General features: G+C 34.4%; 12 protein-coding genes. 7 read left to right on the forward strand and 5 right to left on the reverse strand.

Annotated elements, in window-relative coordinates; translation table 11 throughout:
• Positions 1–180: 180 nt before the first annotated feature.
• The gene (locus tag UH7x_RS09595; RefSeq protein ID WP_482363508.1) at positions 181–1,293 is read left to right on the forward strand and encodes a Gfo/Idh/MocA family protein; all 1,113 of its coding nucleotides are present in this window, start codon (positions 181–183) and stop codon (positions 1,291–1,293) included.
• Here the strand turns inward: UH7x_RS09595 and UH7x_RS09600 are convergent.
• From UH7x_RS09600 to UH7x_RS09620, 5 genes are all read right to left on the reverse strand, one after another.
• Entirely contained in the window at positions 1,290–2,039 is a 750-nt protein-coding gene (locus UH7x_RS09600) for an SDR family oxidoreductase (protein ID WP_482363509.1), read from the reverse strand. The two genes, UH7x_RS09595 and UH7x_RS09600, sit on opposite strands and share 4 nt — an antisense overlap.
• Before the next feature lie 46 nt (positions 2,040–2,085).
• Complete coding sequence (locus tag UH7x_RS09605; RefSeq protein WP_482363510.1) at positions 2,086–2,904, reverse strand: 3-keto-disaccharide hydrolase; 819 nt, start codon at positions 2,902–2,904, stop codon at positions 2,086–2,088.
• A gap of 138 nt (positions 2,905–3,042) precedes the next feature.
• A complete protein-coding gene (locus UH7x_RS09610; protein ID WP_482363511.1) occupies positions 3,043–3,384 on the reverse strand; it encodes a hypothetical protein in 342 nt (113 codons plus the stop codon).
• Positions 3,385–3,753: 369 nt separating this feature from the next.
• Entirely contained in the window at positions 3,754–4,389 is a 636-nt protein-coding gene (locus tag UH7x_RS09615) for a response regulator (protein WP_482363512.1), read from the reverse strand.
• Complete coding sequence (locus UH7x_RS09620) at positions 4,379–6,382, reverse strand: tetratricopeptide repeat-containing sensor histidine kinase (protein WP_482363513.1); 2,004 nt, start codon at positions 6,380–6,382, stop codon at positions 4,379–4,381. Before UH7x_RS09620 ends, UH7x_RS09615 begins: the two co-directional genes overlap by 11 nt.
• A gap of 200 nt (positions 6,383–6,582) precedes the next feature.
• Here UH7x_RS09620 and UH7x_RS09625 point away from each other — a divergent pair, with 200 nt between their 5' ends.
• The 6 genes from UH7x_RS09625 (at position 6,583) to dinB (ending at position 14,106) form a co-directional block, all read left to right on the forward strand.
• The gene (locus UH7x_RS09625; RefSeq protein WP_482363514.1) at positions 6,583–7,206 is read left to right on the forward strand and encodes a porin family protein; all 624 of its coding nucleotides are present in this window, start codon (positions 6,583–6,585) and stop codon (positions 7,204–7,206) included.
• Between the two features lie 22 nt (positions 7,207–7,228).
• Positions 7,229–7,654: a hypothetical protein gene (locus tag UH7x_RS09630; protein WP_482363515.1), complete on the forward strand. Its 426-nt coding sequence runs from the start codon at positions 7,229–7,231 to the stop codon at positions 7,652–7,654.
• A gap of 3 nt (positions 7,655–7,657) precedes the next feature.
• Entirely contained in the window at positions 7,658–11,596 is a 3,939-nt protein-coding gene (locus UH7x_RS09635) for a M4 family metallopeptidase (protein WP_482363516.1), read from the forward strand.
• On the forward strand, positions 11,593–12,294 hold the full coding sequence (locus UH7x_RS09640) for a hypothetical protein (protein WP_482363517.1): 702 nt from the start codon (positions 11,593–11,595) through the stop codon (positions 12,292–12,294). The genes UH7x_RS09635 and UH7x_RS09640 overlap by 4 nt, the downstream gene beginning before the upstream one ends.
• A 284-nt stretch (positions 12,295–12,578) precedes the next feature.
• Positions 12,579–12,749, forward strand: coding sequence for a DUF6747 family protein (locus UH7x_RS09645; RefSeq protein WP_348150769.1), 171 nt, complete (start codon positions 12,579–12,581; stop codon positions 12,747–12,749).
• A gap of 142 nt (positions 12,750–12,891) precedes the next feature.
• Positions 12,892–14,106: a DNA polymerase IV gene (dinB, locus tag UH7x_RS09650; RefSeq protein WP_482363518.1), complete on the forward strand. Its 1,215-nt coding sequence runs from the start codon at positions 12,892–12,894 to the stop codon at positions 14,104–14,106.
• The last annotated feature ends 21 nt before the right edge of the window (positions 14,107–14,127 follow it).

Here is a 14,127-nt window from a genome sequence, read left to right on the forward strand (position 1 = left end):
TGAGTATTGTGTATGAGGTTTAGGGGAATCTCAAAGTCTTAAAAGCCTTTCTAGAAATAGAAAGGCTTTTTGTTTGTACTTAGGGATAATTGTTTATAATAAAAACGTACGCACACCCTAAATTTAGATGATTGCTTCTTAAAAGTTAAAACACTATTTTTAGAGTAAATCTTTTAACTCATGAGTACAAGAAGAAATTTTATTGAAAAGGTAACAGTCTCTGCAATTGGAGTTCCATTATTGTTTAATTCGTCTAGTCTTTTAGCGGCTACTGAAGAACCTTATGACGGTCCTGTTTTAAGGGTCGCCATTATGGGTTTAGGTAGTTATGGTTCTAGAGTTGCAAAAGCAATGGTAGATTGCAAAAAGGCAAAATTGGTAGGTGTTATAAGTGGAACGCCATCAAAAATTAAAGACTGGCAATCGAAATATTCAATTCCGGAAAAGAACTGTTATAACTACGATAATTTTGATGCTATAAAAGATAACGATGACATTGATGCGGTTTATATAATTACACCAAACGGATTGCATTGTGGTCAAACAATACGAGTGGCGAAGGCTGGTAAACACGTTATCTGCGAAAAACCAATGGCAATTAATGCAGAGGAAGGTCAGAAAATGGTAGATGCTTGTAAAGCAGCTAACGTTAAGTTGTTAATTGGATATCGTATGCATTATGAGCCAAAAACAATGGCTTTAATTCTAATGCGAATGAATGGTGAATTTGGTAAGCCTAAATTTTTTCAAGGACAATCAGGTTTTGTTATAGGTGACCCTACGCAATGGAGATTAAATAAAAAACTAGCTGGCGGTGGTGCCATGATGGATATTGGTATTTATTCAATTAACGGCGCTAGATACATTCTTGGTGAAGATCCTGTTTGGATAACAGCTCAAGAAACGAAGACAGACCCCGTAAAATTTAAAGAGGGTGTAGATGAAACCATTCAATTTCAGATGGGTTTTGCTAGTGGAGCAGTTGCTAACTGTCTGTCTTCTTATAACATTGGTAATTTAGATCGCTTCTTTATGTCTGGTTCAGAAGGTTGGCTAGAGATGAAACCTTCTACGGGCTATGGACCAATAAAAGGCCGCACAAATAAGGGTGAATTAGAACAACCACATGTTACGCATCAAACTTTGCAAATGGACGGGATGGCAGAGCTCATATTTAATGGGAAACAACCAATTGTACCGGTAGATGGCGAAGAGGGTGTAAAGGATATGAAAATAATTGATGCAATTTTTGAAGCAGCCAAAACAGGTAAAAAAGTAGAAATTAATATTTAGCCCCTACCCATGTATGGCATTTGATTTGCCATTATAGTTATAAATGGCACATTCACATTCAAGGGGAAGCTAGCCATATAAACAACAGTTCGTGCAACGTCTTCTATGCTAATTGTTGGTTCTATTTTCTTAGATCCATCAGCTTGAATTATTCCTTTTTCAATGGTTTGAGTCAATGCGCTTGCCGCATTGCCAATATCTATTTGACCACAAGCAATATTGTATTTGCGCCCATCTAAAGAAGTTGATTTAGTCAAACCAGTTATTGCATGTTTACTTGCGGTATAAGGTGCTGAGTTGGGTCTAGGCAAATGTGCTGAAATGGATCCGTTATTTATGATTCGTCCACCTTTAGGGTTTTGGTTTTTCATCAACTTAAAAGCTTCTTGGGTACAAAGAAATGATCCAGTTAAATTGGTGTTTAAAATTTTATTCCAATCTTCTATTGGTATTTCTTCAAGAGAATTCGAATCAATATTGATTCCTGCATTATTAAAAAGTAAATCCAATCGACCGAATTTTTCTTTTGTTAGGTTAAAAAGATTTTGAACACTTTCTTTTTTTGTAACATCAGTGGTAACGACAAAAGTTCTCGCGATTCCGCAATAAGCAGCAGTCTCGTTTAAATTGTTTTCTTTTCTTCCAGTAAGTACTACTGTCCATCCATTATCATAGAGTGCTTTCGAAACGGCTCTGCCAATTCCGGAACCTGCACCTGTTATGATTGCTATTTTAGTTGTACTCATAGTCTTTGTGTAGTTTGTGATGTGTATTTTATTTTGGAAATCAGTTTTAATACTCAAGTAATTCTATTTTTCTGAAGTCAATAGGATGGCTATTGGATTGAAAAGAAATGTACCCGCTATTTACTGAATTGTCACCATCAATAATGAAAGCTTTAGCATATTCATTTTCTTCATTATAAGTGGGATTAGAATAATTCATGATTTCTTCTCCATTGACGAAATGTTTCATTTTTCCATCTTTAACGTCGATTTCCGCGGTCACCCATTGGTCACCATGAAACGTACGCGCTATTTTGGCAGCAGTACAATTGGAAGTCTTTTTAACGCCATCAATTTCTACAAAAGTACCAATACCGCAAATTGCACCTAATGGTCTGTCATCTTTCCCGTTGCCTCCATGAAGATTGTATTCTAAGCATATAGGGAAACGTTGGTCCAGTTTTACAGTATTAGGTGGTTGTGTATGTATTTGAATTCCGCTGTCGCGATATCCCCATTCGGGAGCTCCAGAAGCAGTTTCGCCAACAAATCTATATTCCACCTTCAATCGGTAATTGGAAAGTTTTTTATCATAAAATAATGCTCCAAATCGGTCGTTTAGTTCAGGGCCATATTGATCATATCGAATACTTAAGATACCATCTACTACTCTAAAAGTATTTCCAAAATTTTCAGCTAACGGGTAGCCATTTATTTTCATGGTCCACCCAGCTAAATCTTTACCATTGAAAATAGCTTTCCACTCATTATTTGTTTTTTCATGAACTAATTCAGGATTTTTTGCCTGTTTTTCTTTACATGAAGTTAATAGTAGGGCAATAGAGAGAAATAAGATATTAAAGATTTTGGTTCCAGATATCGTCATGGTTATTTTTAATAGTTGTTTTCCTATTAAAAATAACAATATAACTAAGAAGAAGTAGCAACTTGAAGTTTTTAATGTTGATAATAATAGTATTATGCTTTGTGAACACTAGTGTTTAAAGAAATTTATATTATCAGGTTAATTGCTAATAAGTGCCTTTTTTAAAGGCATCCATCCTATAAGTAAGATAATAGCAGGAATAATCATGAAATAAATTGAATCATTTCCAAATTGATGGAGTATTAATTGGTTTAAAATAGCAAAAGCAGTATAACAATAAATTGCCAATTTTATCATGTGCCAAAAAGCTAACATACAAGATAATATTATTATTGCTGAGATTAATTTATAGGGGGGATACCAGCTATTTATAAGATAGTCTGGCATTGTGTATATTGAAAATAAAACAAGTAATATTTGAATAAAACCAAGAGCACAAATAATTTTTATAACCAATGGTCTTTCTGTAATAGCTATCATATGTTCCCCAATTATAAAAAGTAATCTTAAAAAATAATTTGCAATGGTTTAGTAGTGCTGTAAATCGTACTTAATCTTTACTTTAAAAAATGCTTTTGCTTTTCCTTATTTGAAAATAAGCTAAATGCTGTTAGCACTGTTTTTTAGATAGGATTTGTTCGATTAAAAAACACTATTGTCGATTAAATGCATGTTTGCGTAGTCAGTAAGAATTTAAGGTTAAGAATGAAACAACAATTCTTAAAGTAAGTTGAAGCTAATTTTTGTAAAAGAGAAAAAAGGATTGAAAAATACCGGAAAACCAGTAGAAAAAAATACCGATAACAAGGGATGTTTACAAAAAGAAATATAGAATAGTCGGTTTGATTTTTAAATCAACTTTTTTTCAACAGCAATCTTTATTAACGATGCGGCATTTGAAACTTCTAGTTTTTGCATAAGATTACGCCGATGAGTTTCCACAGTAAGAGGACTGATAAATAATTCTTCTGCGATTGTATTCGTTGTTTTTCCTTCGGCAATAAGTTTTAAGATATGTTTTTCTCTTCTTGTGAGTTTTGGTAAATCACGACTTTCTTGTGTTACCGAATCCGCAAGTATTTTTTGTACTTCGCTACCAAAATAGAAATTGCCTTGGTGAACTTGAGCGATAGCATTTACTAACTCGTCGGCTGTAGCATTTTTAAGTAAGTATCCTTTCACCCCGTTTTTAATCATTTGATTAATAATACTTGGCTCGCTGTAAGTACTAAGTCCAATAATTCCAATATTTGCTCTTAGATTTAGGATTTTAGTTACCATTTCTACACCGTTAATGTCTGGTAGGTTTACATCTAAAAGAATGACATCTACAGTATTGTTCTTTAAAAATGCAAGGGTATCGTTTCCATTTATAAAGTGAGTTTTGACAATTACACGAACATCATCACCTAACAAGGTTTTTAGTCCCTCAATAACCATTGGATGGTCATCTACTATAACAATGTTTATTGGGTTATGCTGCATCTACTGTAATTTGAACATTAACTGTGGTTCCTTCATTTTCTTCAGAATGAAATTCTAAATCTCCTTTTAAATATGCTACTCTGGTTCTTAAATTATCTATTCCCATACCACCTTCTTTATCCAGAAGTTTATCTTTATTGAAGCCCATACCATTATCTTCTACAGTAATGTCAACTTTATTTCCATCGCGCATATATTGCACCAAAACCTCTGAAGCATTTGCGTGTTTTATTGCATTATTTATAAGTTCTTGTATTACGCGATACATAGTAACTTGTTGGTTTAGGTTTATGTTGTTTTCAGTACCGTAAAATTGCAATGTTACTTTAGTGTCACTTCCCGTCATGCTACTACAATAATCTTTTAGAGCTGCTTTAAGACCAAATTTAACTAAGGTTTCTGGCATCATGTTTCGGGCAATAGAACGTAACTCGGTTAAAGAATCATCTAAATCTTTCATTACTTTTTGTAGTTGCACCTTAGGATATTCTTTAGGTTCATCTTTATTTAGTTTGGATAGATTAAGGCTTATGCCAGATAATCTTCCACCCAAACCATCATGTAAATCTATAGCGAGGCGCTTCCTTTCCTTTTCTTGCCCTTCAATCATTGCGGAGAACACTTTGTTTTGTTGTTCTTGCTTCAGTTTAGAAACTTCTACTTTTTGTTGTATTTCTTTTTTTCTAGCCTTTCTAAGTTTAGAATTGTAACCGTAAAATCCTATAAACAATAGTAGAGCAAGTATGCTGGCAATTGCGCCTAATAGGTAACTTTGAGATTTACGCTTTTCTAATGCTAGTGCTGCTTCATTCTTTTCATTTTTTAGTGCGAGAATTTCTTTTTCTTTTGTAGTAGTTTTGTACTGAATTTCAAGTTGCTGCATAGCATTATCTAAATTCTCTACTCGAATTGTGTCTCTAGCGCGTACATACTCTTTTAGGTAATTGTAAGCAGGTTGGTAATTGTTTAGTCCAGCTTCGAAATTGGCCAATCTATAATATGAACCTACTATCTCCTCACTTGTGTGTTCGGTGTCACTAAAATTGACATACTTTAAGGTGTATTCTTTTGCTTTATTAAAGTCACCCATTTTTTGATAAATATCAGCATATCGTTGATAGAGTAATTTTATATAATAATTTGTTTTATTAGCCTTACAATAATCATAAGACTTGTCCAGGGCAGCTAATGCTTGCTTGTATTTTCCTGTTTTTCCATAATACAAGCCAAGTTCTCCGTAATAAGGACCTTGATAAAATGAATTTGGAAACTTATCTAAATTCTCTTTAGCGATATCTAACACAGATTTCATGCGTTCTAAAGAATCCAATTCTACCAAACAGGAAGTGAAAGATAGGCTGTGATATAACATATCTTCAGGGGTGCCTACTTCTTCGTATTGTTTTTGGCTTATGGTAAACATTTCATAAGCTCTATTAAGAAGTGAAATGTTGCCATACTTAATGGCTAGGCTGGTATTGCCATTGGCTACAAACATTTTATCGCCCATTTTCTGAGCAATAGGAATAGTCATGGCAATAGTTTCGATTTCTTTTTCTACATTGCCTTCATAACCATAAGCCACGCCTAAATTGTAAATACCTCGCAGCCAAATCTTCATATTACTAGCCGATGAGTCTTTAGCTATAAGTTTGTCTGCAAAATTATTGCCAATAGCAAAATATTTTTTGGCGTTTTCAGCATCAAAATAATCAAGATAACCGCCGGCTACATTAATATTCGCATCAGCCATCCCTTTTAGATAATTAATCTTTTTACTTAGAGCAATTGCCTTAAAACCATTTTCAAAACACTTTAGAGAATCTACACCGCCATAAGTTCTGGCTAATTCACTCAGAATATTTACTCGAGTGGTGTCATGTAACACAGCTTTAAGAGCATTTTCTAGACTATCAATTCGCTGTTCACGTCCGGTTTGAGCCGAACCAACAAATGATATAAATAGAATAAAAGTGTAAACAATTATGCGCATTAAGGTTCTGGTTTTTGACTTATCTAGCGCCAATATACTATAACTATAGGTTACTATAAACACCCTGTAATCAATATACTGGAAAACCAGTAGAAAAAAATACAATCAAGATGGTATTTCAGAAACAAGCTTTTCAAAATACCTTGCTAACATCAAATTAGGACAAATTCTAATCAATAAATAACAAACAACATTTAATTATGAAAAAGAAAGTAAAAGTACTATTAGTAATGGTAATTACATTATTAAGTTTAAATGCAAATGCTCAATTTGGTGTAAAAGCAGGATTAGGAGTTTCTAGCTGGACTCTTAAGGATAGAGATACAAATGCGGGGCAACAATTATTCAACGCAGGCTTCTCTTTTCATTCTGGTTTTGGTTACGAAATTGAGTTAGGTGATAATGCTTCATTGGAACCTGCATTAATGTTTACGCAAAAGACTTTTAGCATAGAATCTACTAATGTTACAAACTATGCTAAAGTAAAAACGTCATTTGTTGAAATGCCTTTCAATGCAAAAATTTATGTAGTAGACCTTGGAGGCGAAGCACGTCTTTATGCTCTCGGGGGCGGATATGTTGCTTATATGCTTTCGGCAAAGTCTAATGGTAATAAGTTAAATATTGGTAATAAAGATTCGGATGTTTATAAGACTCTAGATGGTGGCTTAAATATTGGTGCTGGTGTAAAACTATTTGAATCATTGAACATAGATCTTTCTGGTGCAATTGGAATCGCAAATCTATCTAGCGATCAAACCAATGGTTTGGTTAGTAAATTGAATGTGGTTAGACTTACAGTGACTTATCAATTTGGTGGGTAATCTATTCATATAAAACATAAAGATGAAATTGAGACTCTTATTATTCGGTATTTTTTCGTTCACTTTTTTAGGGTGTAAATCGCAACAATATACTTTTGATGAACTGCCAGAAAAACAACTGATTTTTGGTAATGGTGGTGGAATGACCGGTGCAATAAATACATATGTGCTTATTGAAAATGGCCAGCTATTTCGTACAAATTCACTAACAAAAGAAGTTGTTGAATTAGATGCTATAACTAAAAAGGAGGCTAAAGCTATTTTTTTAGAATTAAAAGAGTTGTCAATTTCTGAATTAGATTTTAACCATCCAGGTAATCGCTATTATTTTTTGGAAGAAGTAAACTTAGGTAATAAGTATAGGGTTGTTTGGGGATCTGAAGATCACAAAATCTCCGATGATTATTCGAATTTTTATAGGCAACTAAAGAAACTAATTGAATTATAAGTTATGATAAGAGCACTACAGATATTAACTTTTATAATTTGTTTTTTAGCCACAAATTCAATCTTGGGGCAAGATACCTTTGATGCTAAAAAGCATAAAAGCGGCGTATCGGCTAAGGCTGGTACAGTGAAAAAATTTAAAACGCTTGATATAGTAAAAAACAAAAGTGGAAAAAATTTAAAAACTGGTCGAACAAATTTTCAAATGCCTTCAGTTTTTAATGTAGGTTCAGTAAGTAATAAGTATAAACATCGCGTGCTTAATAAATCTGAAAATGGATTGCCATTGTTTATTAAAAGTACAGCAACCAAAGAAACTGCGACTTTAACCGCAAAACAATCGATAGAAAATAGTGCTAATGATTATTTAGTAGATGTTAAACATTTGCTTCAAATTAACGACCCAACTTCTGAGTTTAAAGAAATTTCCAATAAAGTCGATAAATTAGGCCAGACCCACATTAAAATGCAGCAAGTATTTCAGGGGGTGAAAGTTTATGGTAGTGAAGTGGTTTTGCATTTTGACGAAAGCAAAAAAGTAAGTGCTTTAAACGGAAGAAATAAGCCAACACCTATTATAGAAAGTACGGTGCCTAAATTATCTGTTTCTGATGCTTTACAAGTAGTTGAAATTGATTTGGGGACTAAAATGAATAATAAGAATTTGGTTATGGGTCTTTCTCAATTAACAAATTCTGATCTTGAAGAAGAGCTCCTGATTTATCCTTTTGAAGAAAAAAATATTTTGGTAAGACACTTAACTGTGTTCCCAAATCCAAAAGATCGCTGGGAATACTTTATTGATGCTCAATCAGGTCAAATAATTAATAAATATTATCATACCTGTACTTTGTATCATAGTTTAAAGGAAGATGGTCATTCACATTCGGCCGCTTTAGTGCCTCCAACTATTGGTACAGGCAATGATTTGAATGGGGTAAATAGACAAATAGAATCCTATAGCTTAAATGGTCAAAATTATTTGATTAATACTTCGGTGTCTATGTTTAATGAAGCACAATCTGAATTGCCAGATAACCCTGTAGGTGCAATAATAACTTTAGATTATAGAAACGAGTCGCCTTATGAAGAAAATGATATTTATCATGTAACATCCGCTACTAATAATTGGGATAACCCAACTGCAGTTTCTGCGCATTATAATGCTGAGGTTTCTTATAACTATTATAAAAATACATTCAATAGAAATTCAATAAATGGCGAAGGAGGTACAATTATATCTTTTATTAACGTAGGGGACGAAGATGGTGGAGGATTAGATAATGCTTTTTGGAATGGAAAATCTATTTACTACGGTAATGGAAGAGATGCTTTTAAACCATTAGCTGGTGCTTTGGATGTAGGTGGGCATGAAATGACACACGGTGTAATTAGAGCAACTGCGAATTTAGAGTACTTAAATCAGTCAGGTGCTATTAATGAATCCTTTGCTGATATTTTTGGAGCAATGATTGATCGGGACGATTGGAAATTGGGTGAAGATATTGTGAATACTAATTATTTTACTTCGGGGGCTATGCGCGATATGGAGAATCCAAACAACGGGGTAAATTCTAATGAAGAAGGATGGCAACCAAAGGATATGACCGAATATTATTCGGGAAGCCAAGATAATGGTGGAGTACATATAAATAGTGGAATTGTAAATAGAGCCTACTATTTAGTCGCAACAGATATTAGTAAGAACAAGGCAGAACAAATTTATTATCGTGTCTTAGATAATTATTTAACGGTGTCCTCACAATTTATAGATCTTCGACTTGCAGTAATTCAATCAGCAATTGATTTATATGGAGACAATACACCTGAAGTAACTGCTGTAAGAAATGCCTATGATACGGTGGGTATAACAGATGGAGAAGGCAGTGATACCGATAAAGATATACCTGTTGCTAATGGAGATGAATATATTCTTAGCCTAGATATCGATACTGATAATCCAAATACTTTATATGTGTCTGATACCGCCGCGACGGAATATTTTCCATTAACTACAACCGGAATTTATAGAAAACCCAGTGTGGCCGATGATGGTAGTTTAGCCATTTATGTTACAGAAGACAACACCGTAAATGCTATAAACCTCGACTTAAATAACATAGAAGAAACGGTGATTTCAAGTGAGCCAATTTGGGCTGCTGTTTCACTTTCTAAAGATGGAACCAAACTAGCTGCAGTTATAAATGATGAGTCAAATGTTGTATTTATTTCTGATTTAGTAAGTGGTGATTCTAGGTCTTTCGAATTGTATAATCCAACTTCCGCTGATGGTGTAACAACAGGTGATGTATTATATCCAGATGCATTAGAATGGGATTATTCGGGGCAGTATCTTATATATGATGCTTTAAATAGTTTACGGAACGGAGAGGGTGAGGATATTGAATATTGGGATGTTGGTGCTATGAAAGTTTGGGATAATCAGACCAATACATATGGCGATGGTAGCATTCAAAAAATATTTACCAATTTACCCGAAGGTGTAAGTATAGGTAATCCATCATTTTCAAAAACTTCAGGTAATATTATAGCCTTCGATTATTTTGATACTTTAAATGGTGTTTACGAAGTAATTTCGGCAAATATTGAGACTGGTGATGTGAAAACTGTCTATGAAAATAACAAATTAGGGTTTCCTAATTATTCGAAAACAGATGATAAAATCATATTTGACACCTTTAGTGGTAGTGATGAAAATATTTTGGCCATCAATATGGCTGCAGATAGAATTAGTCCGTCTGGCAATGCTTCCGAATTAATTCCAGATGGCAAATGGGGTATTTGGTATACCGTGGGTTCTAGAAGTACCTTAAGTAGTGAAAAAGAAATTACTGATTTCCGATTTAATATCACGGCACCGCCAACGGTGGCTTCAATTAATGGGAATGTAATTTCGGTGAATCTTCCAAATAACATTAACCCAGAAAACTTGGTGGCTACTTTTGCCATTTCCGCGAGCGCTTCAATTGCTGTTTCGGGTGTTAATCAACAAAGTGGTGTATCTGCGAACAATTTTACGAACCCCGTTACTTATATAGTAACTGCGGAAGATGGTTCCACAAAAAACTTTACCGTAAGTATTGGTGGTGGTATTCCCGACAATCCTAATGATGATGATAATGATGGCGTGCTTAATGCAGATGACCAATGCCCAAATACACCATTTGGTACAGCAGTTGATGTAACCGGGTGCGAAATTTTCTCATTACCTAATACTAATTTTAGTGTGTCTGCCAAAGGAGAGTCTTGTGTTAATAGCAATAATGGAACTATTAATATTCAAACAGCGGTTAATCATAATTATACGGCAACATTAACCGGAAATGGGGTAAATAAAACAAATGGATTTACTAGTGCTATTTCTTTTTCTGATTTACAAGGAGGCACCTATAATGTGTGTATTACTGTAGATGGTCAAACAGGTTATTTGAGTTGTTTTGATGTTGTTGTAGCACAGCCCGAAGCACTGTCGGTAAGTTCAAAGGTGAATTTAAGTGCAAAATCGGTTCGTTTGAATTTGTCCGGTGCCGTTGAATATACTATTTCATTGAATGATGAGGTAATAGTAACCAGTGAGTCGGAAGTAACTATTCCTTTAAGAACATCTTTAACAAAGCTAACTGTTAAAACAGATAAGATTTGCCAAGGTTTTTATGAAGAGAATTTTGATTTAAATGATATGATTATCGTGTATCCTAACCCTGTGCAAAGTGGAGAAATTTCGGTGGCACTTGGCAATACTTTTGACTATTCGTTACCAATACAATTAAACACTTTCGATGGCAGAACAGTACTCAAAAAGAACATTGAACCAAATACAAGTGAGATTAAACTTAATGCTGATAACTTAACTACAGGAGTTTATGTTTTGTCGGTTTTGATAAATGGAGAAACAAAAACATTTAAAATAATAAAACAATGAGAGTAGTAAAACTGATAATGTCATTACTGTTACTAGTAGTTTTAACGGCGTGTCCTGGAAGTAAGAATGATGTGCCTGATGTAGATCCAGTAGGGGATCCAGGTAGTGTAGCTTTAGTTTTTCCGGAAAATAATTCTGAATGTACCGAAGGTACTGTTGTTAGTGATTTACAAAGTGCGATAACCTTTCAATGGGAAGCTTCGCAAAACGCAGACAGTTATGAAGTGAATCTAAAGAACCTTGAAAACGGAGATACTCAAAAAACGGAATCAAATACAAACGATGCCGAGATTACTTTAAAAAGTAATACACCATATGAATGGTATGTGGTTACTAAAAGTAATGATTCAGAAGCTGCCCCGGTAAGTGCTATTTGGAAATTTTATAATGCAGGTGAAGGGGTAACGAATTATACGCCATTTCCGGCATCAGCCGTCAATCCAAAAAGAGGAGAGTCTATTGCTGCTGCAACAGCTGTAACTCTTGAATGGCAAGGCAGTGATGTTGATAATGATATAGCTGAATTTGAAATTATTTTTGGTACGGTAGCTACGCCTTCAACAAATATGGGAGCTACCTCTCAGAGTTCGATGTCGGTTAATATAGTTTCGGGGCAAACGTATTATTGGCAGGTAATAACCAAAGATAATGTGGGTAATACTTCGCAATCAGAGTTTTTCGATTTTAAAGTTCAGTAAGAAAATAATGTTTCATGTTTGAGTTGGTTAGGTCGGAACCCTGCATCTTACTATAGGTGTAGGGTTTTTCGTTGAAAAAATCTTAATACGCTCTTTTTCAAATTCTTGTGTCATATCAACTAAAAACAACATACTTCTTTAAAGCGCAAGTAATCTTGCTGAACACCCTATTGAATGTATTTTGCCTAGTATCACCTCCATTTGAACTAGTATTCTAATTAAATCCTTAATGTAGCATGACCTTTGTATCGCTAACTAATGTTTAACGATTAAATGAAGTGATTATGAAGACAACATTACTTATTAAAGAAATTTATTTACAGGCTTTCAGAAATTTTAGCAATTATGTTATTAAGAACTATTTGAAGGTTTTAACATGGTTTACCTTCTTTTTGATAATAGTGGGCATGTATGCCTTAATATTTAGAATATCAACAGGTTTTGCCTTTGACTAGCGTGCTCTTTTACGAGAAGTAGATTTTGAAAATGAATTTGTAAAACACCTTGCTTTATGCAGGGTGTTTTTTTAGTTATTAAATTGGAAATAATCCAAAAAATTGGAAATAATCCATATATTAGCGTTCTCTTTTATAACGCATGAATAAAACTATTTTACATCTCGATTTAGATACTTTTTTTGTGTCTGTTGAACGACTTTTAGATAGTCGTTTAAAGAATAAGCCTATTCTTGTAGGTGGTCTTAGCGACCGTGGAGTAGTAGCTGCCTGTAGTTATGAAACCCGTGGGTATGGTATTCACTCAGGCATGCCCATGAAAATGGCAAAAGAACTCTGTCCTGAGGCCATACGGATTAAAGGTAATGCAGGTACATATAGCAAACATTCTAATCTTGTTACCGAAATTGTTAAGGAACATGTGCCGATTTTTGAAAAATCAAGTATCGATGAGTTTTATGCAGACCTCACCGGAATGGATCGTTTTTTCGGTTCATATAAATATGCATCGGAGTTGCGAAAGAAAATTATTAAAGAGACAGGTTTGCCGATTTCCTTTGGTTTGTCGGGTAATAAGGTAGTTTCTAAGGTAGCAACAGGCGAAGCGAAACCCAATAACCAACTGAAAATTGATTATGGCTTAGAAAAAACATTTTTAGCGCCCTTATCTATCAAAAAAATACCCATGGTGGGTGATAAAACCTATCAAACACTCAGAAACTTAGGTTTACGAAAAGTAGGAACAATACAAGAAATGCCTATAGATGTTATGCGGCGGGTATTGGGTAAAAATGGTGCTGTAATTTGGAAGCGTGCCAACGGTATTGATCACACACCAGTAATTCCGTTTTGGGAACGAAAATCTATTTCGACAGAGCGCACTTTTGATAAAGACACTATTGATATGGTGAAGTTGAGAGGTATTTTAATAGCAATGACCGAAAATTTGGCCTATCAATTACGGCGAGGTGAAAAATTGACGGCCTGCATTGCGGTAAGAATCCGGTATTCAGATTTTAATACCTATTCAAAACAAGTACGAATACCTTATACCAGTGCTGATCATATTTTAATTCCGAAGATTCTAGAGCTCTTTAAAACACTTTATAACAGAAGGTTGTTAGTACGCTTAATTGGTGTTCGGTTTACCCATTTGGTAAGCGGTAATTATCAAATAAACCTATTTGAAGATACTGAAGAAGCCCTAAACCTTTATCAGGCTATGGATCATATTCGAAAAAAATATGGTGATAAAAGTGTGATTCGAGCAGCAGCTATGGGTGCGCGTACTATTGGGCGAATGAATAATCCGTTTAATGGGCAACCGCCAATCGTTTTAGCACACCGAAAACAGTAAGGCCCCTAACCCACAAAGGGG

The organism is Aurantibacter sp. UH7, assembly GCF_056839165.1.

Excerpts from the sequence above, each read along its gene's own strand:
- UH7x_RS09600 (WP_482363509.1), bottom strand. The coding sequence starts at position 2,039 with ATGAGTACAACTAAAATAGCAATCATAACAGGTGCAGGTTCCGGAATT.
- UH7x_RS09605 (WP_482363510.1), bottom strand. The coding sequence starts at position 2,904 with ATGACGATATCTGGAACCAAAATCTTTAATATCTTATTTCTCTCTATT.
- UH7x_RS09610 (WP_482363511.1), bottom strand. The coding sequence starts at position 3,384 with ATGATAGCTATTACAGAAAGACCATTGGTTATAAAAATTATTTGTGCT.
- UH7x_RS09640 (WP_482363517.1), top strand. The coding sequence starts at position 11,593 with ATGAGAGTAGTAAAACTGATAATGTCATTACTGTTACTAGTAGTTTTA.
- UH7x_RS09595 (WP_482363508.1), top strand. The coding sequence starts at position 181 with ATGAGTACAAGAAGAAATTTTATTGAAAAGGTAACAGTCTCTGCAATT.
- UH7x_RS09645 (WP_348150769.1), top strand. The coding sequence starts at position 12,579 with ATGAAGACAACATTACTTATTAAAGAAATTTATTTACAGGCTTTCAGA.
- UH7x_RS09625 (WP_482363514.1), top strand. The coding sequence starts at position 6,583 with ATGAAAAAGAAAGTAAAAGTACTATTAGTAATGGTAATTACATTATTA.
- UH7x_RS09615 (WP_482363512.1), bottom strand. The coding sequence starts at position 4,389 with ATGCAGCATAACCCAATAAACATTGTTATAGTAGATGACCATCCAATG.
- UH7x_RS09620 (WP_482363513.1), bottom strand. The coding sequence starts at position 6,382 with ATGCGCATAATTGTTTACACTTTTATTCTATTTATATCATTTGTTGGT.
- UH7x_RS09630 (WP_482363515.1), top strand. The coding sequence starts at position 7,229 with ATGAAATTGAGACTCTTATTATTCGGTATTTTTTCGTTCACTTTTTTA.
- UH7x_RS09635 (WP_482363516.1), top strand. The coding sequence starts at position 7,658 with ATGATAAGAGCACTACAGATATTAACTTTTATAATTTGTTTTTTAGCC.
- dinB (WP_482363518.1), top strand. The coding sequence starts at position 12,892 with ATGAATAAAACTATTTTACATCTCGATTTAGATACTTTTTTTGTGTCT.